Genomic DNA, 25,960 nt, shown 5'->3' with positions numbered 1-25,960 from the left:
TTGTGGCGGTGACCAGCCGCCATGTCTCCAGCACCCTGATCGTCGACGTTCGCCAGCCGGCCGACCTGGTGTTCTCCGTTGCGGTCAGCAGCGAGTACCCGGAGGTGCGGGAGACCCTCTCCTTCAGAGTCGGCGACGAGGACGTTGCCGTCGAGGAAGTCGTCGCGCCGTCGGGCAGCCGCCTCCATCGGCTCCGGGAGACCCCCGTGGGGAGCCTCACCGTCGACTACACCGCGGCCGTACACGGCCGCAGCCCCGAGCCGCCGCTGCTCGGCATCGATGAGATCCTCTACACGCGACCCTCCCGCTACTGCGACTCGGACCGGCTCGCCAACCTGGCACACGCCCACTTCGAGGGTCTCACGGGCCGGGAGTTGGTCCGGGCGGTGACCGACTGGGTCAGCACGAACATCGCCTACCGGCCGGGGTCAAGCCGGGTCGTCGACGGCGCCCTGGAGACCTATCTCGATCGCGCAGGCGTCTGCCGGGACTATGCGCACCTCGTGGTCGCGCTCCTGCGGGGTCGCAACGTTCCCGCCCGGATGGCGTCGGTCTACGCTCCGGGTCTGAAACCGATGGACTTCCACGCGGTCGCGGAGGTCTTCCTCGAGGGTCGCTGGCACGTGATCGACGCCACCGGGCTGGCTCCCCGTCAGTCGATGGTGCGGATCTGTACCGGGCGGGACGCGGCCGATACCGCGTTCATGACCACGCTCGGCGGCCGCACCGTGCTGACATCCATGACGGTGAACGCGTGGGTGGACGGCGATCTTCCGGTCGACGATCGCTCAGAGCCCGCGACACTCAGCTGAGGCTGAGTCCCAGCACGCTGATCGGGGGCGCGTCGTCGCCGACCATGGGCAAAACGTCGACCCCGACCGACATCCTCGACGACGCGGCCTCCGTCACCACCACCCCCCGGAGGGGGCTCACGTCGGCGAAGTCACGGCCCCAGGCGGTGACGATGTAGCGGGAGTCCGCGAACTGGGCATTCGTCGGGTCGACGTCGATCCAGGCTCCGTTCGGAGCGAGCGCCGAGATCCAGGCGTGTGACGCGTCCGATCCCTCCAACTTCTGCTTGCCTGGGGCGGGCCGGGTCTCGATGTAGCCGGAGACGTAGCGGGCGGGGATGCCGAGGCTGCGCAGGATCGCCAACCCGAGATGGGTGAAGTCCTGGCAGACGCCGGCACGCAGGTCGAGCAGTTCCCCCACCGTCGTGCGGACGGACGTGACGCCGGGCCGGTATGCGAAGTCGCGGTGGATGCCGCGGGTGAGCTCCACCAGAGCCTGCCCGAAGCCCAGGTTGGGGGCGAGGATCGTGTCGGCGTACGCGTCCAGACCGCCGGGGGCGTCGACGTAGCGCGACGGTAGGCCGTACATCGCTCGATCAAGCCGGAGCGCCGCATTGCCGGCGATCGCCCTCTGCGCGGACCCCAGGGTCCACTGGTCGAGCTGGTCCGTGTGGATCTCTGGCCACGCGACGTCGACGATCGCCTCCTTGACGACCTCGAGCTGCGTGTGGGGGTAGTGGATCTCCAGGTAGTGACTGGTGTTACCGAAGCGGTCGGTGTGCACGCTCTCCAGCAGCGGCTCGGGTGTCACGCGGGTGCCGTGCGCAAGCACGGTCTGGCTCGGAGCCTGCCGTGGGGTGAGGAACCCGCGCTCGTGGCAGAGGGTGACCGGTTCGGAGTAGAGGTAGCTGGTCCTGTGCTTGACGAAGTAGCGGCGGGCAGCCAGATTCTCGGGTGCCTGCCTCACGTGTCCTCACCTTCGCCCCACCCGGCCAGCATCGCCCGCCGGGGGGCGGAGCGGGTCAGGTGGCGCCTGACCAGGTCATCGGAGAACGCGCGCAGCTCCTTCAGTTGGGCGGCGACGAAGTGGGCGAAGTCGCGCCGGGGTCCCTCGATGAGGACCTCCATGTCGGCGCTGGTCAGGGCCAGGCCGGAGAGGGCGGCGGCCAACTCCTCGTCCCCGGCGATCCTCAGGTCGTCGGCCAGTCGGGCAACCTGGAAAGCCGCCGACCGCGGGTTGGCAGGATCAGTGACGAGGAGGGACGCTGCCGCTGCTGCGGGGTTCCGGGGCCCCTCACCCGACGCAGAACGGCGTCGATGCGTGATGAGCGACTCGCTGAACTCGAGGATCGCATCCACGAGTTGCGCCTCCACCACCGCCGCCCGATCTTCGCCGAGGGTATGGAGCACGACGCCCAGGGTGCGCTGGGCGCGCTCGATCCGCATCCCCGCGTCGACGAACGCCCACGTCGCGTCGCGGGTCAGGCTTTCGTTGTTGATCCCCGCGACGGCAAGTGTCCCCGCGAGCAGGTCGTCGAGCACGCCCGGCAGGTCGCGTCGGTGACCCGCGTCGTCGACGGTCCGCGCCAGCTGCCCGAGCACGTGCCAGAGGTCGGCCGACATCAGGTCCGGCACCTCGTGCGCCGCTCTGGTGAGTTTGCGAACAGCATGGGCCACAGAACCGGGCAGCCGTTGATCGACGATCGCGGGCCGCATCAGCGTGAGTGCCCCGCCAACGTCTCCGCTGCTGAGGTCCAGGCCGGTGATGCGCTCGCCCGCCAGCAGCACCGCGCCCAACACCTGGGCGCCGCGGGAATCGGGCCGGCCTCCGTAGTCGCCCGCCAGGTCGACTGCCCGACGCAGTAGCCTCGCGGCGCCGTCGGCCCGCTCAACGTACCGGCCCAGCCAGTAGAGGTTGTCCGCGATTCTCGGCGCGAGGCGTCCGACCCGCTGGATCGCGATGGGTCCCCCCTCGAAGGTGGGTGTCCAGGTCTCGGCCACCTCCTCTGGGTCGAGCACCCAGACGTCTTTGCTCAGGGCCCCCTCCGCGCTGGAGATGCGGAACCGGTCATCGGCGGCAACCCTGGCGAGTCCACCGGCCAGCACCTCGTGGCTGTGATCGACCTGGGCCCCGAAACAGCGCAGCACGAAGCGTGCCGGGCGAACGCCCTCATCGGTGACCAGGGGCGTGGTGGAGAGCTCGAGGGGTTCCTGAGCGCACCACGCCCACGGCTCGGCCTCGATCCGGGCGAGGAGCGACTCCCGTTGGTCGGTGGTGAGTTCCCATCCGGCGCGCGTTTCACCCCCACGGCCTCGGCCCAAGGGCTTGATGAGGAGCCGGTCAAGGTGGGCCGCGACGTGCGAGCGGCCGCTGTCGTCGCCGCACCACCAGGTCTGGGCCGTGGGAAGCAGAAGCTCTTCGCCCAGGAGTTGTGGCGCCAGCGATGGCATCAGCGCGAGAAGCGCCGGGTTCTCAAGGACCCCGCTCCCCAACGGGTTGACCGTCACGACGTTACCCAGCCGCGTCGACTCCAGGAGACCGGCGATCCCGACTTGCGACTCGGACCTGAACTCGAGCGGATCGGCGAGTTCCGACGACACCCGGCGCAGGATGACGTCGACGAGGGTCCGGCCTTCAGGCGCGTTGACCCAGACTCTCCCCTCGCGGAGCACCAGATCCTCGGCCTCGACGAGGGCGTAACCCAGGAGCGTGGCCAGAAAACCCTGCTCGTACGCGGTCTCGCTGGAGGCCCCGGCCCACAGGAGAACTCCGCGGGGGGTGCGGCCGTCGTGAGGGGACAGCTGCTGCAGGCCGGCCCGCATGGCGGAGAAGTAGCTGCGGAGGCGGGCGGGCCGGGCATCGTGGTGGAGGTCGCCCATGACGCGGGAGGTGAGGCGGCGGTTGGCCATGGCGTAACCGGCTCCCGCGGGGGTGCCGGTCCGATCCGCGAACACCGTCCACCGGCCGTCCTCCCCACGGCCGAGATCGGTCGCGGTGAGGGGCAGCCATCGATCGCGAGGCACCGGCACTCCGCACGCCTGGTGGAGGAATCCTGGATGCCCCCAGACGATCTCCGCCGGCACCGCGCCGGAGGCGAGGAGGCGTTGTTCCCCGTACAGGTCGGCGAGGACGAGGCTGAGGAGCCGCGCGCGTTGCTGCAACCCGGCCTCGAGGCGCGCCCACTCCTCGGCTCCGAGCACGACGGGGAGGGGGTCGACGCGCCACCCCCGGCCTCCCTCGGTTCCGAAGTGGATGCCTTCGTCGTCGACAAGAGAGGCGAGGTCGTCGCGTGCGGAGAGGAGACCGTCGAGACCATTTGCGGCGATCGCGTCCGCGATGAGCTGCTGATCGGCGCGTACCCCCGTCGGGGCCATTAGCTCGTCCCAGCCTCCGCTCAGTCGGGCGCGGTAGTCCGCTATCTCGCGTCTCGCGGTCGCTTCGGCACTCACTCGATACACCCTAGCGGGGCGGGGCGGGGCGACAGTGCGCCGGGAATGGGGACGAGCCGGCCGGTAAGCCGGATTCTGTCGAGGATGATCATCTATCTGAGGCCCGTCGTTGCCGGCGGGATCATGCAACCTACCCGGATGTCTCGCGCGAGCAGCGCTCAGACGACATCCGCGGCCCCGAAGGGCCTTCTTGGTCTTGCTCCGAGTGGGGTTTACCCAGCCGCCCCGGTCACCCGGAGCGCTGGTGGTCTCTTACACCACCGTTTCACCCTTACCTGTTGCCAGGCGGTCTGTTTTCTGTGGCACTGTCCCGCGGGTCACCCCGGGTGGGCGTTACCCACCACCCTGCTCTGTGGAGTCCGGACTTTCCTCAGCCATTGCTGGCCGCGATCATCTGGCCGACTCGTCCGAGGGTGAGTCTACCTCAGCGGCGGCAACTCCATCCGACGGCCGCCGTGACGCCAACGGTTGGCCGCAAACGCCAACAGACATCCCGCCACGCCAGCCGTCAGCCCCGAACGCCAATCGTCAGCCCCGAACGCCAGCAGACATCCCGTGACGCCGGCGAGACTCACCGACGCCCGTGACACATCGCGGGCATCGCTGAGTCTCGTCGGCGTTTACGCTTATCAATTGGCCTTTCTCGCTGCCCGTTGGCGTTGACACGTTCGCGTTGGCGTTCGCACGTCTCCCTTGGCGTTTGACGACAAGTGCTTGGCGTCTCCTGTCCCCGATTGGCGTTCGCCCAATCCGGTTGGCGTTCGCCCAATCCGGTTGGCGTTTGGAGCCAGAGCACAGGCGGACGACTCTGGGATCGTCCGACGGCTCAGCGGTCAGTTGGGGCGGGACAGAGTGACCCGGCCCGCTCGGACGTCGACCTTGTCGACCCGCACGCGGATCTCCGAGCCGACCTCCTTCTGCTTCGCACCGACACGCAGCTCAACTGCGGGGTCGGGGATCTGCACGGTGCCGACGCCGGTCTTGGGGTGGACGTCGGTCAGCACCCCGGTGAAGATCTGGCCCACGCGATCACGCATGACCAGCGCCTCGGTGAGGTCCACGACGCCGTTCTCGTAGGCCCGAGCCGTACGTCCGGAATCGGACATCTCCTTCGGCAGAACCGCAAGGTCTTCGCGCGCCCACTGTGGGACGTCAATCCCGTTGAGGAGCGAGTGACAGATCTCCAGCACGTACCGATCGACGAGCCGCCGTAACGGAGCGGTGGTGTGGGCGTATGGCGCGGCGAGAGCAGCGTGCAGAAGGTTCTCGTCGGGTACCTCGCCGTCGAAGGACAGATATCCGGCACCCCTGAAGAGCATGGTGCACTTCGTGAGCGCCGCCAGCTCCTCGGGGCGCTCCGGCGACAGCGACCGCACAAACTCCGGATACGGCATCGACGTCGGCCACTCCACACCGAGGGAACGCACCGAGCGACGGAGCTTCGCGATCGACCAGTCCTCGGCCGGCGGCAGGGTCCGGAGGATGCCCACTTTCCCCTCAAGCATCGTCTGTGCCGCGGCGAACCCCGTCAACAAAGAGATCTGGGCGTTGTAGTTCTCCACGGGGACGAGCGCACGGAACTCCAGATCCCACGTGTGGCCGTGCTCCACGATCTCCTGCTCCGGGAGGTTGAGCGAGATGCCGCCGCGCTCGATCTCGAGCTGCTGCCGCTTCAGTCCCACCTCAGGAAGAAGCTCGACGCTCGGGTGCGCACGGCCCGCGTCGAGGTCCGCCTGCACCCCTTCGTAGTTGAGCTTCGCGCGGCTCACAACCATCGCGCGAGTGAGGGAGACCTCCGTCAACTCGCCGTCGCGATTCAGCCGATGCTCCCAGACCATGGCAGGGCGGGGCTGACCGTCGGCCAGTAGCGAGGCGGCATCCTCGCTCAACGCGGGGGGATGCAGCGGGATGCGGGCGCTGGGCGCATAGAGGGTCTGTCCACGGCGGTGGGTCTCGGCTTCCAGTGCGGTGCCGGCGCGCACGAAGTGCGCGACGTCGGAGATCGCGTAGCGCACCAGGTAGCCATCGCCGTCGCGCTCGATCTGTAGCGCCTGATCCAGGTCCTGCGACGAGGGCGGGTCGATCGTCACAAACTCGATCTCAGTGAAGTCCTCATGTGACTCCGGCGGAAGCTGCGCCGCCAGCTCCGCCTCCGCGGCCACCTCCGCAGGGAACTCGCGAGGAAGGCCGAGGCGGCTTTGCAGATCGATCAACCCCTGCCGGAGGTCCTCGGGAATGTCGCGGATATCGAGATGCGTCGACGGCATCAGAGACCCGACTCCGCAGTGCGCACGAGAATTCGATCACACTCCGCGCACCGGATCACCTGATCGGCGGGTGCGCGGCGATAGGAGTCGAGATCGGAGAGGGTCAGCTGAAGCTGACAACCGCCGCAGCGCCCGGCACGCAGCAGCGCGGCGCCCATGCCGGAGGAGGCTCGTAGCTTCTCGTAGAGGGCCAGCAGATCCGCGGGCATTTTCGCCGCGATCGGCGCGCGCGTGGCGGCCAGATCCTTCGCCTCCTGGCTGAGCTTCTTCACGGCCGCGTCGCGGGCAGCCACCTCGTCGCGGAGTCGGCTCTCGATCTCGGCCTTCTGTGCGGCCACCTTGTCGCGATGAGCTGTGGCGTCCTCGAGCCGACCCATCAACTCCAGCTCGTCATCCTCCAGGGAGTTGATCCGTCGCTTGAGGTGCTCCACCTCTTCGGTGAGCGAGCGCAGGACCTTGCCGTCTGAGATGGACCCGTCCGAAACCCGCTGTTGGTCGCGCTCCAGGCGCGCGCGCACCGGCACGAGGTCCGATTCGGCCTTGCGGACTGCGACGCCCAGATCGTCGACGGCGGTGACGGACGCCACGAGTTCGTCAGTGACGCGCTGCCGGGCCGCCATGAGGTCGGCGATGACCTTGTGCTGAGGCAGGGACCGGGCGGCGTGCTGCACCCGGGCCACCTCCGAATCGAGGTCGGCGAGAGTGAGGAGCGTGCGTTGGTCGACCGGGTCAGCGAGCATCGGCTAAGTCCTTATCCAGTTGGGTTGAGGGCCCAGACTACTAGTCCCGCGCGGCGACCGTTGTGCCATCGCGACTGGCGACGAGCCGCCCAGCTCAGAGGGCGAGCCTGACGCGGACCATCTCCGCGAGTTCCCCGGCGATCTGCTCGGCTTCGTCGGTGGTGGGGGCCTCGACCATGACGCGGACGACAGGCTCCGTTCCTGAGGGGCGCAGCAGCACCCGCCCGGTGTCACCCAACCGCCGCGCGGCGGCCGTGACCGCCTGCTGCACCTCGTTGTCGATGCCCGCGCGCAACTTATCGACGTTGCGGACATTGATGACCACCTGCGGCAGCACTGTCATCACCGACGCCAATTCCTTGAGCGACTTGCCGGTGGCTACCATCCGCGACGCGAGGTGCAGTCCCGTCAGCGTGCCGTCGCCGGTGTTGGCGAACTCGGAGATGATGACGTGGCCGGACTGCTCGCCCCCCAGCGCGAATCCGTTCGCGTTCATGGACTCCAACACGTAGCGGTCCCCGACCTTGGTCTGGTCGACTCGGATGCCGTGCTCGCGCATCGCGTTGGTGAGACCGAGATTGCTCATCACTGTCGCGACGACGGTGTCGGAGTGGAGCCGGTGCTCCTCCTTCATGGCGATCGCAAGGATGGCCAGGATGCGGTCGCCGTCCACAAGCGCTCCCTCGTGGTCGACGGCGAGGCAGCGGTCGGCGTCGCCGTCCAACGCGATCCCCAGATCGGCACCCTCGCTGACCACGCGATCGATCAGGTCCCCGAGGTGGGTCGAGCCGCAGTTGTCGTTGATGTTGAGCCCGTCGGGCTCGGCGTGGATCGGGATGATGTGCGCGCCCTGGGCGGCGAACGCCTCGAGCGCCGTCAAGGAGGCCGCGCCGTTCGCGCAGTCGATGACAACGCGCAGACCTTCGAGGTTCGACTCTTCACCAAGCGATGAAACCAGGTGCGCGACGTAGCCTTCGACGGCGCCGAGGTCGGAGGTGATCCGCCCGACTGCTCCGCCCGTCGGACGTTCCCAGTGCTCCCCCATCCTCGCCTCGATGGCGTCCTCGAGGTAGTCGTCGAGCTTGACCCCGCCGCGGGAGAAGAACTTGATGCCGTTGTCGGGCATGGGGTTGTGGGAGGCGGAGATCATGACGCCGAGGTCGGCGTTCATGTCACTGACAAGGTAGGCGACGGCCGGCGTCGGGACCACCCCGAGACGGACCACGTCGACGCCTGCGGAAGCCAGGCCGGCGATCACCGCCGCCTCGAGGAACTCCCCACTGGCGCGTGGGTCGCGTCCGACGAGGGCCAGGGGCCGGTGCCCGGCGAAGGCTCCCGCCTCGCCGAGGATGTGTGCTGCGGCGACCGCCAGGTCGACCGCCAATTCCGCCGTGAGGTCGACGTTCGCCACGCCACGCACGCCATCAGTACCAAAGAGTCTCGCCACCGGATCCACACTACCGTCGCTCAACACGGCTGAGCGAATTTAACGCTGGAGTCCGTGTCCGCGTCGCCGTCGACAGTGGTCCGCCCGAACAGTCGGCAGGTTGACGGGCGACGCCAACGGGTAGGAGCCGACGCCAACGGTCCATTGGCGACTCTGGATTCTGTCGGCGAGAGATCGGGAGCGTTGGCGTCTGGTGAGGCAGGCGGCGCGGTGACTGATCAACCACTCCACCGGGGAACGCGGAACGCCCGCCCCAACAGGGACGGGCGTTCGGCGGAGCAGGGTCAGCGCTTGCTGTACTGCGGAGCCTTGCGGGCCTTCTTGAGACCAGCCTTCTTGCGCTCGATGATGCGCGAGTCGCGGGTCAGCATGCCAGCCTTCTTCAGCGCGGGGCGCGAGGCCTCGGTGTCGACGGCGTTCAGCGCCCGGGCGACTCCCAGACGAAGCGCGCCGGCCTGGCCGGTGATGCCACCGCCATGGATGCGCACGATGACGTCGTAGGAGCCCTCGACACCGGCGACGGTGAAGGGGTCGGTCACCAGCTGCTGGTGCACCTTGTTGGGGAAGTAGTCCTCGAGGGTGCGGCCGTTGATGGTCCACTGGCCGGAGCCAGGGACGATGCGGACGCGGGCGACGGCCTCCTTGCGGCGACCCGTCGCGGCGCCGGGGGCGACGACGGCGGGACGCACCTCGATGCCGGCAGCAGCGGCTGCGTTGGCATCGGAGCGGTAGGCGATTTCGCGGTTCTCGTCGTCGACGAACGAGGTGATCTCCTCGGCGCCGGTCTCTTCGATCTCGTTCACGTTCTCAGTCATGTCTAAAGGTCCTCGGCTCACTGGGCGATCTGGGTGATCTCGAACGTCTGCGGCTTCTGCGCAGCATGGGGGTGCTCGGGGCCCGCGTAGACCTTGAGCTTGCTCATCATCTGACGGCTGAGCTTGTTCTTGGGGAGCATGCCCCAGACGGCGCGCTCAACGGCGCGACGCGGATCCTTCTCCAGCAGCTCGCCGATGGCGACGGCGCGGAGCCCGCCCGGACGGCCGGAGTGGGTGTAGCGCATCGAATCGGCGCGCTTGTTGCCGGTGAGGGCGATCTTGGAAGCGTTGATGACGACGACGAAGTCTCCGGTGTCGACGTGCGGCGCGAAGCTCGGCTTGTGCTTGCCGCGCAGCAGCGTGGCGATCTGGGCCGCGAGGCGTCCCAGAACGATATTGTCGGCGTCAATGACGTGCCAGTTGCGGGCGATTTCGCCCGGCTTTGGGGTGTACGTAGACACAGTCCCACTTCCATTCATGATCTAGTGATGGGGGTTGCACCGTCGACCTACAGCCGACTTCAAGCACAACAGCTGCCAATCTTACGTCCGGCCCGGCCCCTGCACAAAATCGAACTGGTTCCCGCGTGCCCGCAGCTTTTCCGGGGGGCCGGGTCACCTCACCGAAGGCGTGGCACTAACGTGTGGTCATGGCCTCAAAGACGAGTACCCACATCGCCATCTCGACGCCAGACGACGTTCGCAACGTCGTTCTGGTCGGCGCGAGTGGCTCGGGCAAGACAACACTGTTCGAACATCTTCTGCGCGCCCGGATCGAGGGCTATCGCGGTGAGAAAGACACCCCGGAGCGGGCGGCGTCGCTGACGCTGGCCTCGATCCCCTCCAAACACGCGCAGATCAACATCCTCGACGCCCCCGGGCACCCCGATTACGTCGGCGAGCTGCGTGCCGGACTCCGTGCCGCAGATGCCGCCGTGTTCGTCGTTCCCGCCGGCGACGACATCCTCCCCTCGACGCTCAGCCTGTGGGAGGAGTGCGAGGCCGCGAATCTGCCGCGCATCATCGCCATCACCAAGCTTGACCAGGGCAGGGCCGACTTCCTCACCATGGTTGAGGTCTGCCGGGAGGCGTTCGGCGACGGCGTGGTCCCCGCGCTGCTCCCGATCCGTGAGGGCGACCGCACCATCGGCAACCTCTCGCTCCTCAACAAGCGCGCCCACATCTACAAGGGCAGCGACCGGATCTCGCGCGACGCGGACGAGTCCGAGCTGGCTCTCATCGACGAGCATCGGGCCCCGCTGATCGAGTCCATCATCACCGAGCTCGGGGACGAGGACCTGCTGGAGCGCTACCTCGAGGGGGAGGAGATCGCGGTCAGCGAAGTCCACGACGGCCTCCAGGAGGCACTCCTGGGCTCGCGCTTCTACCCGCTCATGCCGGCCCACACCACCAGCGACGTCGGCACCGAGGAGCTGCTGCGCTGGATCGAACGCGGGTTCCCGGCCCCGTCGATGCGGCCCATCCCCCAGATCACCACCCCGGGCGGGGCGACGCTGCCGGAAGGCTCCTGCGACCCCGACGGCCCGCTCGTCGCCGAGGTCATCCGAACGACCAGCGACACGTACTCGGGCCGCACCAGCGTCGTCAGGATTTTCTCCGGCACGCTACGCACCGAGGACGTCGTCCACGTCTCCGGGCACCGCCACATGTTCGGAGATGACTCCGAAGCTCGGCCCGATCACGACGACGAGGACAGGGTCGGACCACTCAGCGTGCCGTCGGGCCTCGATACGGCCTCCAAGGATGCCGCGATCGCCGGTGAGATTGTGCTCGTGACGCGCCTAGCGCACGCGGAGACGGGCGACACGCTGTCCTCAGCCGACCGTCCGGCCCTCGTGCGCCCCTGGGACCTGCCGACGCCGCAACTGCCCGTCGCGCTGAAGGTCACCCAGCGCGGCGATGAGGACAAGCTCGCCTCCGCCCTGCACCGGCTCTCGCTCGAAGACACGACGGTGCGTCTCGAACGCAACGCCGAGACCGAGCAGCAGGTCCTCTGGGTGATGGGGCAGGCACACAAGGAGCTCCTGCTGGCCCGACTCAAGGAGCGCTTCGCCGTCGCCTTCGAGGAGGAGCCCGTCCGCGTGGCTCTGCGCGAAACCTTCCTCGCGCCCGCGAAGGGACTGGGGCGTCATGTCAAGCAGTCGGGCGGCCACGGCCAATTTGCGGTGTGCAACATTGAGGTCGAGCCCCTCCCCCGCGGCGCGGGATTCGAGTTCGTCGACAAGGTCGTGGGCGGCGCTGTCCCTCGCGCTTACATCGGCTCGGTGGAGAAGGGAGTCCACCAGCAACTGGCTCTCGGCACCTCCTTCGGCTCGCCGATGGTCGATATCCGGGTCACGCTCTACGACGGGAAGGCTCACTCGGTCGACTCCTCCGACATGGCCTTCCAGGTGGCGGGGCAACTGGCGCTCAAGGATGCCGCAGCGAACGGACGCGTCGGCCTCCTGGAGCCTCTCGACAAGGTGACCGTGACGGTGGGAGACCCCTTCATGGGCGCGGCCCTCACCGATCTCGCCGGTCGTCGGGCCCAGGTGCTGGGCAGCGACCTCGACGGGGCCGGGCACGCGACGATCGAGGCTCTCGTGCCGCAGGCGGAGCTGTCGAGCTACCCCATTGATCTGCGCGGCGTCGCGCAGGGCACCGGTAGTTTCACCCGCCAGTTCCACGGCTACGAGCAGATGCCTCAGGAGAATTGGCCCAAGAAGGCGTGATCTGAGAAGAGCGAGGGCTGTGTTCCATGTGAAGTGGGCCGGAATGCCAACGAAGAGACCGCAACGCCAACGCAGTGACCACAACGCCAACGCAATGACCGAAACGCCAACGTTGATCGCAGCTCGCCGCCGATAACCATCGACGCCCCTGATATCTCGGGGGCGTCGATGGGTTCTGGGGGCGTGTGGGCGTGGTCGTTGGCGTTCCCGCGAAACCGTTGGCGTTCCCGCGAAACCGTTGGCGTTCCGGTGAAACCGTTGGCGTTCCCGCGAAACCGTTGGCGTTGCGGTCGTCCCGTTGGCGTTCGCGGGGACCCGTTGGCGTTTCGAGGAAGGCATTGGCGTCGGGGGCTCCCCTTTTCGGGAGCGATCGCGCTCAGATGAACGAGCCGGAGTCCGTGATCCGCTTGCCGAAGGGGAAGCAGGTCACGGGGATCATCTTGATGCTCACGACGGCGTTGGCGAGGCCCACGATGGTCAGCGACTGGGCCAGGGCCGTCGCGACGTGAAGCACGGCCAGCCACCACCCGGCGACGAGGAACCAGATGCCGTTCATGATCGCCGAGCCAGCGCCGGCCCCCTCCTTCTTCACGACGGTCTTGCCGAAGGGCCACAGCACGTAGCGGGCCATGCGGAAGGACGCAATTCCCACGGGGATCGTGACGATGAGCAGGCAGGCGAGGACACCCGCCACGAAGTATCCGAGGGCCAGCCAGAACCCGCCGAAGATAACCCAGATGACGTTGAGCAGGGTGCGCATGTTTCTCCTCGTCTCGCGCCTACGGGGCCAGTCTACGAGCGTCGGCAACCGCGGCACTAGGCTGGCCGGGTGGATCCCCTACCCCCTCGCCTGCACCGCGACGTCGTCAGCTTCGTCCGTCGGAGCGCACGCATGAATGAATCCCAGCAGAAGAACTGGGACCGGCTTCACAGCGCGTTCGTCGTCGACATCCCTCGAGGCGACATGTCCACCTCCATTTCGGACGACGCCTCGGTCGACTGGGCCGCAGAGTTCGGGCGCGACGCCCCGTTGATCGTTGAGATCGGCTCCGGCGCGGGCGACTCGCTCGTCCCGATGGCCTCGCAGCGCCCCGACGCCAACGTCGTGGCGTTCGAAGTGTTCGAACCCGCGGTCGCCTCCACCCTGGGGCGGATCGGCCGGGCGGGCATCTCAAACGTGCGCGTCGTGGTGGGCGACGGGGCGCAGGGCCTGGCGAAGCTCTTCGCCGATGGGACAGTCAGCGAACTGTGGACGTTCTTCGCGGACCCGTGGCACAAGAAGCGCCACCACAAGCGGCGCCTGGTGGCTGGCGACTTCGCCGATGTGGTGTGTGCCAAGCTGACGCCCGGTGGGCTGTGGCGGCTGGCCACAGACTGGGAGGACTACGCCCTGTGGATGCGTGAGCATCTGGATGATTTCCCCGGCCTCGAGAACGTCCACGGCGGGTGGGCCCCCCGGCTGGCCGACCGCCCGGTCACCAAGTACGAGGGCAAGGGGCTCGCGGCCGGGCGCACGGTGCACGACCTCACCTACCGGAGGACCGATGCGGCTCAGAATTGACCTCGCCTACGACGGCACCGATTTCCGGGGCTGGGCCGTGCAGCCCGGTCTCAGGACGGTGCAGGGCGAACTCGAGGGCTGGATCGGTCAGGTACTGCGGCTCACCGAGCCGCCCACCCTGGTGGTGGCAGGGCGAACCGACGCCGGGGTCCACGCGCGGGGACAGGTCTGCCACGTGGACCTTCCCGACGCCGCAGGTCCCGACCCCGACGTCACCGCCGCGACCCTGCACCGGCGCCTCACCCGGGTGCTGGGCAGCGACGTCGTGGTGCAGAAGGTGTCCCCGGCACCGGCCGGGTTCGACGCCCGGTTCTCCGCGCTGTGGCGGCGCTACTGCTACCGCATCTCCGACGACAGCGCCCCGGCCGACCCCCTGATGCGCGGCCACGTCGCCCGGGTCCGCTATCTCCTCGACCTCGACACCCTCAACGCGTCCGCCGCCACTCTGGTCGGGCTACGCGACTTCGCCGCGTTCTGCCGACCGCGCGAGGGCGCCACGACCATCCGCGAGCTCCGTGAGCTGCGCGCATCGCGTCGCGGCGACGGCGTCATCGAGGTCCACCTCCTGGCCGACGCCTTCTGCCATTCGATGGTCCGATCGCTCGTCGGCGCGCTCACCGCCGTGGCGGCCGGCAGACGCTCCCAGTCCTGGCTGGAGCTTGCGGCGACCAGCCCGTCGCGGCACAACGAGATCAACGTGATGCCGGCGCACGGGCTGACGCTGGAGGAGGTCGGCTATCCGCCCGACGACGAACTGGCCTCCAGGGCCGACGTCGCCCGCGCCGTGCGCACGCTTGATCCAGACCGCTTCCAGCAGGAGGAACAGTGACCCACTACTTCCACACCCCGCAGGATCCCCTGGTGACCCACGAGTTCTCCGCGACGATCTTCGGCCGCGAGCTCACGTTCACAGCGGCGCGGGGCGTCTTCTCGGGGGGCAGGCTGGACCTGGGCACATCGGTGCTGCTGCGGGAGGTGGAGCCACCCACCTCGGGCCACGTGCTCGACCTGGGGTGCGGAGTGGGCACGATCGCGATCGGTCTGGCCGTTGCATCCCCCGCGCTCACCGTCGATGCCGTCGACGTCAATGACAGGGCGCTGGAGTTGACCGGCCTCAACGCGCGCCGCCACGGTGTGGCGGACCGGGTGCGAGCGCTCCGACCCAGCGAGGTGGATCCGGCGGTCGCCTACGACGAGATCTGGTCCAACCCGCCGATCCGGATCGGCAAGCAGGCCCTGCACGAGCTTCTGCTCATGTGGCTAACCCGCCTCACCCTGGACGGCGCGGCCTACCTCGTGGTCGGCAAGAACCTCGGCGGCGACTCGCTGCAGCGCTGGCTGGACGACCAGGGCTTCCCGACGGGCCGCGTCGCCTCCGCCAAGGGGTTCCGGGTGCTGCGGGTCACCCCCTCCTCGGAGTGACGCCACGTCGCCGTCGCCGTGCGCCAGCGGCGAACTCTGAACCACTGACAGCCACCCCGGCACCCGCATAGGATGGACGAGACAGCGCGCCCGCCAGGCGCGACGCCGACGTGAATAGGAGTCACGCATGACTTACACCCTGCCCGATCTCGACTACGACTACGGCGCACTCGCGCCGCACATCGCCCCCGAGATCATGGAGCTTCACCACAGCAAGCACCATGCCGCGTACGTCAAGGGCATCAACGACGCCCTGGAGCAGCTCGCGGCGGCCCGCGACAAGGGCGACCTCGGTGCCGTCAACAAGCTCTCCAAGGACGCTGCCTTCCACCTCGGTGGGCACATCAACCACTCGGTGTTCTGGAAGAACATGTCCCCCGATGGCGGCGGCGAGCCCGACGGAGACATCGCGGCGGCGCTCGACGAGTACTTCGGCTCGTTCGACGGCTTCAAGAAGCACTTCAACGCCGTGGCCAACGGGATCCAGGGCTCCGGTTGGTCGATGCTGGTGTGGGACACCCTCGGCCAGCGGCTGAACATCAACCAGCTGTTCGATCAGCAGGGCAACCTGCCCGCGGGCCAGATCCCCGTGCTGCAGCTCGACATGTGGGAGCACGCCTTCTACCTGCAGTACAAGAACGTGAAGGGTGACTACGTCAACGCGTGGTGGAACGTGGTCAACTGGACCGACGTGAACGAGCGCTTCGCCAAGGCGAAGGCTGCCAGCGACGCCCTGGCCTGACCTCGATACCTAGAAGGCGGCGTCCCCGATCGGGGGCGCCGCCTTCTGCATGCGCGAGAGCCGCTGAGCGCAGCTGAGCCGAGCTGACTCAGTCCAGCCCGGCGCGCAGGAGTTCCTGCAGCACTGCCTCGGCGGTCTCCTTTCCGTAGGGGTCGACCAGTACGTGACTGCCGTCCGGGCGCAGGAAGCCTCCGGGGCGGCTGTCGTCACACAGGGCGGGGGCGGTGACCGCGGAAGGTTCGTCGTCCTTGCACAGCAGCGGATCCATCCGGAAGGTCGCCACACGGGGGTCGGACTGCGCCAGGTCCACGACGAGTTGGTTCCAGCGGCGGCGGTGCTCGTCGTGGTTGGTCATGAGGTCCAGCAGCGGATGACAGTCGTCCTCGGTGCAGCGGCTGAGCATCCCCTGCCCGGGTCGTTCGGTCTGGGCGATGACGAGGGTCGCTCCGGTCGACGTGAGGCGGTCGACCGAGGCGGCCAGGTCCTCCTCCAGGGCCGTCCAGAACTCCTCCTCGTCCGGCCCGACGATGCGGTCCCCGATCCACCGCTGGTGGATCTCGTAGCGCGACCACCACAGCACCAGGTCGGGCTTGACCTGCTCAATCTTCTCCGTCTGCAGGTCCGCGATCATCGTGCAGTCCCCGACCCCCTCGTGGTCGGGCTTGCCGTACTCCTGCAATTCGATCGACAGCGGCGGACAGCCTCCGCGCGACGCATTGTCGATGACGAGGTCGTTCTCCGTCGCTGCCTGATCGAGGGACTCCATCAGCCGGTAGGGCACGGAGTCCCCCACGACGACGATGGTGCGGTTGTCCCCGGTCGCCCCGGGGGCGAGACGCAGCATGGTCGCCCAGGTCAGGATGACCGCCATCACGATCGCGACCGCGCCGAGCACGCGGCGCAGGGAGAACCACTTCGAGAGGCGCCCGCGGCGGATCGGCTCCTCGACGAGGTGGTACGACGCGACCGCGCAGATCAGCGTCCCCGCCAGGGCTGCGGGAGCGCGCAGCATCCGGAACTCTTCCTGGTGGGCCACGTCGAGCCACACGCTCCACGGCCAGTGCCACAGGTACAGGCCGTAGGAGATCTGCCCGAGGTACGCGACCGGTCCCCACGAGAGCGCGCGGCTCATCGTCGTCGGCGCGGGCTGGGCGACGAGTCCGCCGATCACCAGAACCACCCCGATGCTGAGGACGACCGCTCCCCCCTGGAAGTAGAAGGCGCTGGGACCGGCCAGGAACGGGAGGACCGCGATGCCCACAACGCTGCCCACCAGCGTGACGAGTCGGTGGTGCGCGGCGAAGAACGCGTGCACGCGTTCATTGGACAGGGCGATGGCCAGCACCGCGCCCATCAGCGGTTCGAAGGCCTTGGTATCGGTGCCCATGTAGGCCCGGTCGGGTGCCTCCGGGTTGTAGAGCACCATGAGGAGCACGGCCGACGCCACGATCAGCCCCATCCCCACCACGCCGAGGATGAGCACCGTGCGATGCCGGGCGCCCTCCCTCGCCGTGATCAGGGCGACCGCGCCGATGATGAGCGGCCAGGCGAAGTAGAACTGTTCCTCCACGGCCAGCGACCACATGTGCAGCAGGATCGACGGCGTGCCGTCGGAGCTGAAATAGCTGTTGGCCCCCATGAAGTGCCAGTTGCCGAGGTAGATGGAGGTCCAGAAGACATCCCACGAGACCGCTGCCTTGCGGAACAGCGGGACGAAGAAGGTCCCGTAGATCAGAACGACAAGCAGGACCAGCGTGGCGGCCGGCAGCAGACGTTTGAAGCGCCTCTGCCAGAACTTCCCGTACTGCGGCTTGCCGTGGATGACCGTGTCGCGGAGAAGCCCCGCGGTGATGAGGTACCCCGACAGGACGAAGAACACGTCCACACCCGCGAAACCCAACCCCATGCCCGGGACGCTGAGGTGGAATGCGATGACCAGACCGACGGCGATGGTGCGGAGCCCGTCGAGGCTGGGCACGTAGGTCACGGTCGCGGGAGGGGTCTGCACGCGCCAGAGTCTAACGGCGCACCCCAGAATTCCCGAGGGCGCGCCACGATCGTCATCGAGTCAGTGAGGTCAGGTGGTGCCCCGGGGCCCGTAGACCCAGGGCGCCACCGACTCTCCCGTCAGCCATGAGCGCCAGACTGCGACGACGACGAACGGTGCGAGTGCCAGCGCCACCGCCCAGCGCGTCGACAGGCGCACCGGCAGCACCGGGGTCAGCGGCACGAACGGGCTCCTACCGACGACGTTGTCCAACCTTGACGCGCACGCGTCCACCTCGTGCCCGTCGATCATCACCCTGACCCAGGTGTGCCCGGCCAGCCACCACGGGTGCCCGAAACCGCGCACGCGGGCCGCATGCACCAGCCTCGCGTCGAAGCCCAATCCCTGCAGGACCTTGAGCAGCACCGTGTTGTACTGCTGGGACCAGCCGCGGCCGCGCGCCAGCGCCCGCTCGGGGACTCCCACAGATGCCACACGGAGTGATCGCCGAAGGCTTGCGCAACAGCCCCGACCGCCGCATCAGCCAGGGGCTTCCCCGACAGGCCCAGGCCCGCGCACCGACCCACGAGATCGCTGACCGTTTGACTGCCGCGCGCGGGATCCGCTCGCGGAGCTTTCCCCGCCACCGGGGCGACGAACGCGACGACCGCCACCACGAGATGCCGGAGCTTCATCGCAGCCTCCCCTCACGCTTCGGCCCTGACCGCGGAACCCGGAACGCGACGGTGCGTGCGAGTTCTTCGTGGAGGGCCAGCATCCGCTGTGTGGTACGGCTCCAAGAGTAACGCTCGGCCCGACGCCGGGCAGCCGCTCTGAAATCTGCGCCCAGGCGGGGCAACAGTTCTTCCACCGCGTCCGCGAGCGCAGCCGGATGCGGGTCCGCCGAAGCTCCTGAGGTGTGGTCCACCAGCTCGCGTGCCCCTCCCCTGTTCGACGTGACGACGGGGGTGCCGCACGCCAGCGCCTCCAGGACGGCGAGGCCGAAGGTCTCGGCCGGGCAGACCGACAGCGAGATGTCGGCAGCCGCGTAGCGCTTGGCGACCTCGTCGCGTCCGGCAACGAAACCGTGGAAGACGACCTCCACGTCTCCTGCGGCCTCGCGCAGCATGGCCTCGTCCGGGCCGGTGCCGTACATGTCGAGCCGCACCAGGTGCCCTCTGCGATGAAGTTCGACAGCCGTGCCCACCGCGAGCTGCGGACTCTTCTCGTGCGACAGGCGGCCCACGTAACAGAGCTTGAGGACGCCGTCGTCGGCCGGAGCCCCGACTTCGGGCCGAAAGGTCTCGAGGTCCACGCCCAGGGGGACGAGTTCGAGCCGCGCTCCGGTACCTGCAAACTCCTCGGCCGCGAACTCGCTGGTCACCACGACGGCTTCGAAGGCCTTCGAGAGCCGGCGGTTGAGCGCGCCGACCGCGACCTCGACCCCGAATGACTGCCTGGCCCACATGGCCAGCATGTCGGAGAGCCGCTCGTGGCTGAACAGGATCGAACCGACACCACGCCGAGCAGCCCAGCCCGCTGCGGGCGACAACGTCCACTTGTCCGAGACCTCGACGGTCGTCGGGCGGAAGCGATCCAGCGCGTCAAGGGCCCGCCACGGCTTGAAGATCATGCGGTACTGATCGGTCACTCGTGGCGCACGGACATACACGAGGATCCCGGACTCGGTCTCGATCACCTCGTCCCTCACGCCCGGAGCTACGAAGACCCTCTCGTGACCCGCCTCGACGTAGCCCTTGCCCAGGTTCTCGATGACGACCTTCATGCCACCAGACGTCGGGCCGACGAAGTTGGCAAGCTGAGCGATGCGCATGACCGCTAGTCAAGCAGAGTTCGGTCGGCGAGGCTCGCGCCCTTGATCTTCGAAAATTCGGCCAGCAGTTGGTCGGCGGTGATCGTCTTCTTCGCGGCCTCGTCCACCTCGAGCACGATCCGCCCCTCGTGCATCATGATGAGACGGTTGCCCAACTCGATGGCCTGATGCATGTTGTGGGTCACCATCAAGGTGGTGAGGTTGTGGCGAGCGACGGCGTCTGCGGTCAGCTTCGTGATGAGTTCGGCCCGCGCAGGGTCGAGGGCCGCGGTGTGCTCGTCGAGGAGCAGGATGGCCGGTTCGGCGTAGGTGGCCATGAGGAGGCTCAGCGCCTGACGCTGCCCGCCGGACAGCATGCCGACGCGCATCTCAAGCCGGTCCTCGAGCCCCAGCTCGAGCGTCTCCAGCGCCTCGCGGAACACTGCGCGCTTCGGCTTGGTCACGGCCATCCGCAGCCCGCGACGTCCTCCGCGCTCGAACGCGATCGCCAGGTTCTCCTCAATGGTGAGATGTGGGGCAGTTCCCGCCATGGGGTCCTGAAACACCCTGGCCACCTGACTCGCGCGACGGTGCTCGGGTGAGCGGGTGCGGTCCTTCCGGTCGATGACGACACGACCCTCGTCGCACGGGTAGCGGCCGGAGATGACGTTGAGCATGGTGGACTTGCCGGCACCGTTGGAGCCGATGACGGTCACGAAGTCCCCCTCGTGCAGCGTCAGGGACACGCGGTCGAGAGCGACGCGCTCGTTGACCGTGCCGGGGAAGAAACGCTTGGTGACGTTGTCCAACTCGAGCATCAGCGGGCTCCTTCCGCGACGGCGGCTGCGCGTCGGCGCCTGGCCCGCAGCCGCTTCACCGGGCCCCACGCGGGCAGGATCAGGGCGGCCACCACCAGCACCGCGGAGATGAGCTTCATGTCGTTGGGGTTGAACCCGGCGTTGAGAGCCAGCTGGATCACACCGCGGTAGACGATCGACCCGAGCGCCGCGGCCAGCACCGCCTGCCAGACGGCTGTCATGCCGAAGATCGCCTGCCCGACGATGACCGAGGCGAGCCCGGCGACGATGAGACCGATCCCCATGGAGATGTCGGCGTAGCCGTTGTACTGGGCGAGGATGGCGCCGCAGAAGGCCACGAGAGCGTTGGAGATCATGAGCCCGACGGTCTTGGACACTCCGGTGTTGATCCCCTGGGACCGGGCCATCATCTCGTTGTCGCCCGTGGCCCGCAGGGCCACGCCGTACTGCGTCCCGAGGAACCAGTACACGAGCGCACCGATGACGGCGATCACGAGGGCGTAGATGCCGACCGAGACCCAGGTGCCCCAGAGCCCGGCCTGCCTGATCGGCGTGAAGAGGTTCTCCAGGTCGCGCGGGACCGGCAGGTTGGCCCTACCCATGATCCGAAGGTTGATCGAGTAGAGCGCGATCTGGGTGATGATGCCCGCCAGCAACGGGTTGATCTTCCCCCAGACGTGCAGCAGTCCGGTGATCGCTCCGGCGAGCGCCCCCGCGACGGTGGCCGCGGCCATCGCCACCGCAATGGGCGCCCCCGCGACGAGCAGAGTGACGCAGGTCGCCGCGCCCGTGACGAAGGAGCCGTCCACCGTCAGGTCTGGGAAGTCGAGCACCCGGTAGGTGAGGTAGACCCCCAGAGCCATGACGGCGTAGAGCAACCCGATCTCGAGCGCGATGATCATACGGACGTGCCTCAGAACTGCTTCGTGGCGCGGGACACGATCGACTCGGGAAGAGCGAGGCCCTGGGCCTCGGCGGCAGCGGTGTTGACGAACAGGTCGAACTCCTTCTGCGTCTCCACCGGAATGTCGGCCGCGCTCGTGCCCTCGAGCATCTTCAGCAGCGCGGCGGCGGCGTCACGCCCCTGCTGGGTGTAGTTGACGCTCAAACCTGCAGCCGCGCCGCGCTCCATCGTCGACTCGTCGGAGGCGAACACTGGCGTCTGCTTGGTCTCGGCCACCTGGATGACGGCCTCGGCCGCGGACACGACCGTGTTGTCGGTGGGGATGAGGTAGGCGTCGACGTCGAGCGAATCAGCCGCCTGCTGCACTTCGGACGAGTTCGTCACGGTCGCAGCCACGACCTCGAGGCCGAGTTCGGCGGCAGCCTTCTCCGCCTCGTCGAACTGCACCTGTGAGTTGACCTCGCTGGAGGTGTAGATGATTCCGACGGTGGCCGCCTCAGGCAGCGCCTCCTGGATGAGCTCGAGCTGCTCCCTCATCGGGTTGAGATCCGACACACCGGTCACGTTGGCGTCGGGGGCCTCCCACGAGGAGACGAGCTCGGCGGCCACCGGATCGGTGACGGCGGCGAAGACCACCGGCTTGTCGGTGATGACGTTGGACAGCGCTTGCGCGGTCGGCGTCGCAACGGCGAGGAAGCCGTCGTAGTCGGAGCTGCCGAACGTGTTGGCGATGTTGGTCAGCGTCGACTGGTCGCCCTGCGCGTTCTGCCGGTCGAACTCGATGTTGACGCCCTCCTCGTAGCCAGCCTCGGCGAGGGCCTCGATGAACCCCTCCTGTACGGCATCGAGTGCGGGGTGGGCGACGATCGTGGCGATGCCGATCTTGTAGTCGCCGTCGTTGCCCGCGTCTCCGCCGCAGGCGGTGAGCGCCAGCGCGGCGGACACCCCGAGCGCTGCTAGTGCCTTGAGCTTCATTGGTTCTCCTTCTGGGTCAGCGGGGACAAGCCTAGGTTCTCCGCGGCCGCACGCCGCGCCGCGTCCACCGCTCGTCGGGTCAGCCGACGGTACGGTCCGCCTTCGCCAGCACCTCATCCGGGATCGTGACGCCCATCCGCTCTGCGGCGCTCGGATTGACGACGAACTCCAGCGACTCCTGGACCTCCACGGGGGTCTCGGCCGGGTCCGCTCCCTCGAGGATCCGCACGATCATCGCCGCGGTCTGTAGGCCCTGGGACCTGTAGTCGGTCGACAGCGCGGCAGCCGCTCCGATCTCGACGGAGTCCGGATCAGAGGTGACGAGCAGCGACTGCTTGTCCTCTGCGATCTGAACCATGGTGGCCATGGCTGAGACCACCGTGTTGTCCACCAGGATGAAGTACGCGTCCACGTCCAGGGACTCAGCAGCCTGCTGCACTTCCGAGGAGTTCGCGACCGTCGCGGTCTCGACGGTGATGCCGAGCTCGTTGCCGGCCACGACCGCGGCCTCCGCCTGCACCTGCGCGTTGACCTCGGCCGACGAGTACACGATGCCGACAGTTTCCACCGTGGGATCGATCTCCAGGATGACCCGCAACTGCTCGTCGGTGGGAAGCTGGTCGCTGGTTCCCGTCACGTTGCCTCCCGGGGCCTCGAAGGAATCGACGAGGCCTGCGGCCACTGGATCCGTGACCGACGCGAAGACGATGGGCCGGTCCTGGATCACCTGAGCCAGCGCCTGCGCCGGCGGCGTGGCGAGTGCGACGAAGAGGTCCGCGTCCGAGGCGGCGTAGGTGTTGGCAATGCTCGTCAGGGTGGACTGATCCCCCTGCGGATTCTGGAACTCGAGCGACAGGTTGTCCCCGTCGACGTAGCCGGCATCCGCAAGGCCCTCGCGGATGCCGTCATACACGGCATCGAGTGACGGGTGGGACATGATCGTGACAGCAGAGATCGAAACGCTCGACTCGTCGCCTCCCTCCGCGCAGGCCGTCAGCAACAGGCCGGCGATGCACGCGCCTGCCAAGGCTCGTCGGATCATCGTGGGCTCCTCTCGACCGGCTCACAGTCGCCGGAACGGGTGAAGGGGCCCCGCGGGGCCCCTTCACAGTGGTTCAGATCACTTGGTCTGATCGGTCTCCGCGGGAGCAGTGGGCTCCGCAGCGGCTGTCTCGTCGGCCTCGGCCTCGGTCGCCTCCGCGGCGGCCTCGTCCTCAGCGATCTCCTGCTCGGGAGCCTCGGCAACCTCGGACTCCTCCACGGGGGTCTCGGTCTCGTCAGCCTTGGCCTCCGCCTTCGGAGCAGCCTTGGCGCTCTTGGGCTTCGGGGTGACGGCCTCAGTGATGATCTCGATCACGGCCAGCGGCGCGTTGTCGCCCTTACGCGGACCGATCTTCGTGATGCGGGTGTAGCCGCCCTCACGCTCGGCCATGGTGGGAGCGATCTCGTCGAAGAGGTGCTTGACCACGGCGACGTCGGTGATCGACTCGAGCACCAGTCGGCGCGAGTGCAGATCCCCACGCTTCGCCTTGGTGATGAGCTTCTCGGCGAGCGGCTGCACGCGGCGAGCCTTCGTCTCAGTGGTGGTGATGCGGCCGTGCTGGAACAGCTGGGTGGCCAGGTTACGCATCATGATGCGCTCGTGGGTCGGGCTGCCGCCCAGGCGAGGGCCCTTGGTTGGCTTAGGCATTGGTTTTTACTCCAGGGTTCAGTGAGTGGGTGGGCGGTCAGTACTGCTCGGTCTCGGCGAAGTCAACGTCGTCGTCGTTGTCCTCGTCGTAACGCTCGATGGCCTGCAGCGGGTCGAAGCCGGGGTGCGAGTCGCGCAGCGACAGGCCGAGGCCGACCAGCGTCTCCTTGACCTCGTCGATCGACTTGGAGCCGAAGTTGCGGATGTCGAGGAGGTCTTCTTCGCTGCGGGCGACGAGCTCACCGACGGTGTGGATGCCCTCGCGCTTGAGGCAGTTGTAGGACCGCACCGACAGCTCGAGGTCTTCGACCGGCAGGTTGAGCGACTCGGCGATCTGCTCGTCCACCGGGGACGGGCCGATCTCGATGCCCTCGGCGTCGACGTTGAGTTCGCGCGCCAGCCCGAACAGCTCGACGAGCGTGTGCCCGGCCGACGCAACCGCATCGCGCGGCGCCATCGACGGCTTGGTCTCCACATCGATGATGAGGCGATCGAAGTCGGTGCGCTGGGCCACGCGGGTGGCCTCCACCTTGTAGGTGACCTTGAGCACCGGCGAGTAGATCGAATCGACGGGGATGCGACCGATCTCAGCGTCGGGGTCCTTGTTGAGGACGCTCGACACGTAGCCGCGGCCGCGCTCGACCACGAGCTCCATCTCCAGCTTGCCGCTGTCGTTGAGCGTGGCGATGTGCATCTCCGGGTTGTGGATCTCGACACCCGCAGGCGGCTGAATGTCGCCGGCCGTCACCGTGCCCGCCCCTGCCTTGCGCAGGTACATGACGACGGGCTCGTCCTCCTCCGAGGAGAGCACGAGTCCCTTGATGTTCATGATGATCTCGGTGACGTCCTCGACGACGCCCTCCAGCGTGGAGAACTCGTGCTGGTTGCCCTCGATCTTGATGCTGGTGACCGAGGCCCCTGGGATCGACGACAGGAGGGTGCGACGCAGCGAGTTGCCGAGCGTGTAGCCGAAGCCCGGCTCCAGCGGCTCGATGATGAACCGCGAACGGTGATCGGAGACGACCTCTTCCGAGAGCGTCGGGCGCTGTGCGATAAGCATGTACTTTTCCTTCCCACACCAACCGCTATTTGATGGCGTGAATTCTTCAGGTGGTGCCCGGCTGGCCGGGCGGCGCTTCGGGCCGACCGGCGCAGAACCGGTCGGCCCGAAGCCGCGTGAGCCTTACTTGGAGTAAAGCTCGACGATCATCTGCTCCTGGACGTCCACCACGATCTGTTCGCGGACGGGGAGCTGGTGAACGAGGATGCGCATCCGGTTCGGGCGGGCCTCGAGCCAGGCGGGCACCGAGCGCTCACCGTGGGTTTCGCGGGCCACGACCAGCGGGTGCAGGTTCATCGACTTCTCAGCGACGTCGATGATGTCGTGGGCGCGCACGCGGTACGACGGGATGTTCACTCGCTGGCCGTTGACCAGGAAGTGACCGTGAACGACGAGCTGACGTGCCTGGCGGCGCGTGCTGGCGAAGCCAGCGCGGTACACGACGTTGTCCAGACGCGACTCGAGGATCTGGAGCAGACGGTCACCGGTCTTACCGGGGTGACGGTCGGCCTCCTCGTAGTAGCGACGGAACTGCTTCTCAAGCACGCCGTACGCGTAGCGAGCCTTCTGCTTCTCCTTGAGCTGCAGCGAGTACTCGGAGTCCTTGGTGCGGCCGCGGCCGTGCACACCCGGGGGTACGGACGGCGCTCGAACGCCTTGTCGTTGCCGACGAGGTCAGTGCCCAGACGGCGAGACTTCTTGGTCAAAGGGCCGGTGTAACGAGCCATTTTCTTAGTCCTCTACTTC

General features: G+C 67.9%; 23 protein-coding genes, 1 other RNA gene and 1 pseudogene. 6 read left to right on the top strand and 19 right to left on the bottom strand.

All coding sequences use genetic code 11. The features are described 5' to 3' along the window. Nucleotides 1-8: 8 nt before the first annotated feature. Nucleotides 9-812 (top strand): transglutaminase-like domain-containing protein, encoded by an 804-nt coding sequence (locus RPIT_RS03435; RefSeq protein ID WP_093664660.1) that lies wholly within the window; start codon nt 9-11, stop codon nt 810-812. Here the strand turns inward: RPIT_RS03435 and RPIT_RS03430 are convergent. The 8 genes from RPIT_RS03430 to rplM all read right to left on the bottom strand — a co-directional run bounded on the left by RPIT_RS03430 (nt 805) and on the right by rplM (nt 9,971). Continuing rightward, entirely contained in the window at nt 805-1,758 is a 954-nt protein-coding gene (locus RPIT_RS03430; protein ID WP_077340659.1) for a transglutaminase family protein, read from the bottom strand. The genes RPIT_RS03435 and RPIT_RS03430 overlap by 8 nt on opposite strands. Beyond that, complete coding sequence (locus tag RPIT_RS03425) at nt 1,755-4,241, bottom strand: circularly permuted type 2 ATP-grasp protein (protein WP_143028163.1); 2,487 nt, start codon at nt 4,239-4,241, stop codon at nt 1,755-1,757. Before RPIT_RS03425 ends, RPIT_RS03430 begins: the two co-directional genes overlap by 4 nt. Before the next feature lie 48 nt (nt 4,242-4,289). Then, an RNA gene (gene rnpB / locus RPIT_RS03420) (RNase P RNA component class A) lies at nt 4,290-4,647 on the bottom strand. A gap of 427 nt (nt 4,648-5,074) precedes the next feature. Next, nucleotides 5,075-6,508, bottom strand: coding sequence for an RNB domain-containing ribonuclease (locus RPIT_RS03415; RefSeq protein ID WP_077340655.1), 1,434 nt, complete (start codon nt 6,506-6,508; stop codon nt 5,075-5,077). Next, nucleotides 6,508-7,248, bottom strand: coding sequence for a zinc ribbon domain-containing protein (locus tag RPIT_RS03410; protein ID WP_077340652.1), 741 nt, complete (start codon nt 7,246-7,248; stop codon nt 6,508-6,510). The genes RPIT_RS03415 and RPIT_RS03410 overlap by 1 nt, the downstream gene beginning before the upstream one ends. Before the next feature lie 94 nt (nt 7,249-7,342). Continuing rightward, entirely contained in the window at nt 7,343-8,695 is a 1,353-nt protein-coding gene (glmM, locus tag RPIT_RS03405; RefSeq protein ID WP_077340650.1) for a phosphoglucosamine mutase, read from the bottom strand. A 284-nt stretch (nt 8,696-8,979) separates the two neighbouring features. Then, nucleotides 8,980-9,510 (bottom strand): 30S ribosomal protein S9, encoded by a 531-nt coding sequence (gene rpsI / locus RPIT_RS03400; protein ID WP_077340648.1) that lies wholly within the window; start codon nt 9,508-9,510, stop codon nt 8,980-8,982. 17 nt (nt 9,511-9,527) lie between these two features. Next, nucleotides 9,528-9,971 carry a 50S ribosomal protein L13 gene (gene rplM, locus RPIT_RS03395; protein WP_077340646.1) on the bottom strand — a complete coding sequence of 148 codons (444 nt, stop codon included), beginning with the start codon at nt 9,969-9,971 and terminating at the stop codon, nt 9,528-9,530. 188 nt (nt 9,972-10,159) lie between these two features. Here rplM and RPIT_RS03390 point away from each other — a divergent pair, with 188 nt between their 5' ends. Continuing rightward, nucleotides 10,160-12,241, top strand: a complete 2,082-nt coding sequence (locus RPIT_RS03390; protein WP_077344186.1) for an elongation factor G-like protein EF-G2 — start codon at nt 10,160-10,162, stop codon at nt 12,239-12,241. A 376-nt stretch (nt 12,242-12,617) separates the two neighbouring features. On the opposite strand, the gene RPIT_RS03385 is transcribed toward RPIT_RS03390, so the two are convergent. Further along, the gene (locus RPIT_RS03385; protein ID WP_077340644.1) at nt 12,618-13,001 is read right to left on the bottom strand and encodes a YccF domain-containing protein; all 384 of its coding nucleotides are present in this window, start codon (nt 12,999-13,001) and stop codon (nt 12,618-12,620) included. Between the two features lie 132 nt (nt 13,002-13,133). Here RPIT_RS03385 and trmB point away from each other — a divergent pair, with 132 nt between their 5' ends. The 4 genes from trmB (at nt 13,134) to RPIT_RS03365 (ending at nt 15,966) form a co-directional block, all read left to right on the top strand. Further along, complete coding sequence (gene trmB, locus RPIT_RS03380) at nt 13,134-13,802, top strand: tRNA (guanosine(46)-N7)-methyltransferase TrmB (protein WP_077344185.1); 669 nt, start codon at nt 13,134-13,136, stop codon at nt 13,800-13,802. Next, complete coding sequence (gene truA / locus RPIT_RS03375; RefSeq protein ID WP_077340642.1) at nt 13,786-14,631, top strand: tRNA pseudouridine(38-40) synthase TruA; 846 nt, start codon at nt 13,786-13,788, stop codon at nt 14,629-14,631. Before trmB ends, truA begins: the two co-directional genes overlap by 17 nt. Continuing rightward, nucleotides 14,628-15,224, top strand: a complete 597-nt coding sequence (locus tag RPIT_RS03370) for a class I SAM-dependent methyltransferase (RefSeq protein ID WP_077340640.1) — start codon at nt 14,628-14,630, stop codon at nt 15,222-15,224. The genes truA and RPIT_RS03370 overlap by 4 nt, the downstream gene beginning before the upstream one ends. 127 nt (nt 15,225-15,351) lie before the next feature. Then, nucleotides 15,352-15,966: a superoxide dismutase gene (locus RPIT_RS03365; protein WP_077340638.1), complete on the top strand. Its 615-nt coding sequence runs from the start codon at nt 15,352-15,354 to the stop codon at nt 15,964-15,966. A gap of 88 nt (nt 15,967-16,054) precedes the next feature. Here RPIT_RS03365 and RPIT_RS03360 read toward each other — a convergent pair whose 3' ends face one another. From RPIT_RS03360 to rpsD, 10 genes and pseudogenes are all read right to left on the bottom strand, one after another. Beyond that, entirely contained in the window at nt 16,055-17,974 is a 1,920-nt protein-coding gene (locus RPIT_RS03360; RefSeq protein ID WP_093664658.1) for an acyltransferase family protein, read from the bottom strand. A gap of 69 nt (nt 17,975-18,043) precedes the next feature. Beyond that, complete coding sequence (locus RPIT_RS03355; RefSeq protein ID WP_157633330.1) at nt 18,044-18,448, bottom strand: hypothetical protein; 405 nt, start codon at nt 18,446-18,448, stop codon at nt 18,044-18,046. A gap of 196 nt (nt 18,449-18,644) precedes the next feature. Beyond that, entirely contained in the window at nt 18,645-19,787 is a 1,143-nt protein-coding gene (locus RPIT_RS03350) for a glycosyltransferase (RefSeq protein ID WP_077340632.1), read from the bottom strand. A 5-nt stretch (nt 19,788-19,792) separates the two neighbouring features. Then, nucleotides 19,793-20,584: an ABC transporter ATP-binding protein gene (locus tag RPIT_RS03345; protein WP_077340630.1), complete on the bottom strand. Its 792-nt coding sequence runs from the start codon at nt 20,582-20,584 to the stop codon at nt 19,793-19,795. Beyond that, nucleotides 20,584-21,486: an ABC transporter permease gene (locus RPIT_RS03340; RefSeq protein ID WP_077340628.1), complete on the bottom strand. Its 903-nt coding sequence runs from the start codon at nt 21,484-21,486 to the stop codon at nt 20,584-20,586. Before RPIT_RS03340 ends, RPIT_RS03345 begins: the two co-directional genes overlap by 1 nt. Nucleotides 21,487-21,497: 11 nt before the next feature. Continuing rightward, the gene (locus tag RPIT_RS03335; RefSeq protein WP_077340626.1) at nt 21,498-22,463 is read right to left on the bottom strand and encodes an ABC transporter substrate-binding protein; all 966 of its coding nucleotides are present in this window, start codon (nt 22,461-22,463) and stop codon (nt 21,498-21,500) included. 79 nt (nt 22,464-22,542) lie between these two features. Next, nucleotides 22,543-23,505, bottom strand: coding sequence for an ABC transporter substrate-binding protein (locus tag RPIT_RS03330; RefSeq protein WP_077340624.1), 963 nt, complete (start codon nt 23,503-23,505; stop codon nt 22,543-22,545). Nucleotides 23,506-23,583: 78 nt separating this feature from the next. Next, nucleotides 23,584-24,153, bottom strand: a complete 570-nt coding sequence (gene rplQ / locus RPIT_RS03325; protein WP_077340622.1) for a 50S ribosomal protein L17 — start codon at nt 24,151-24,153, stop codon at nt 23,584-23,586. Between the two features lie 37 nt (nt 24,154-24,190). Next, nucleotides 24,191-25,213 (bottom strand): DNA-directed RNA polymerase subunit alpha, encoded by a 1,023-nt coding sequence (locus tag RPIT_RS03320; protein WP_077340620.1) that lies wholly within the window; start codon nt 25,211-25,213, stop codon nt 24,191-24,193. 123 nt (nt 25,214-25,336) lie between these two features. Next, nucleotides 25,337-25,941 (bottom strand): annotated as a pseudogene (gene rpsD, locus RPIT_RS03315) (30S ribosomal protein S4). Between the last annotated feature and the right edge of the window lie 19 nt (nt 25,942-25,960).

This window comes from Tessaracoccus flavus, from assembly GCF_001997295.1.
Classification (GTDB): domain Bacteria; phylum Actinomycetota; class Actinomycetes; order Propionibacteriales; family Propionibacteriaceae; genus Arachnia; species Arachnia flava.
Note: the sequence above shows the minus strand (reverse complement) of the source record. Positions and strands in the feature narration are given on the sequence as shown.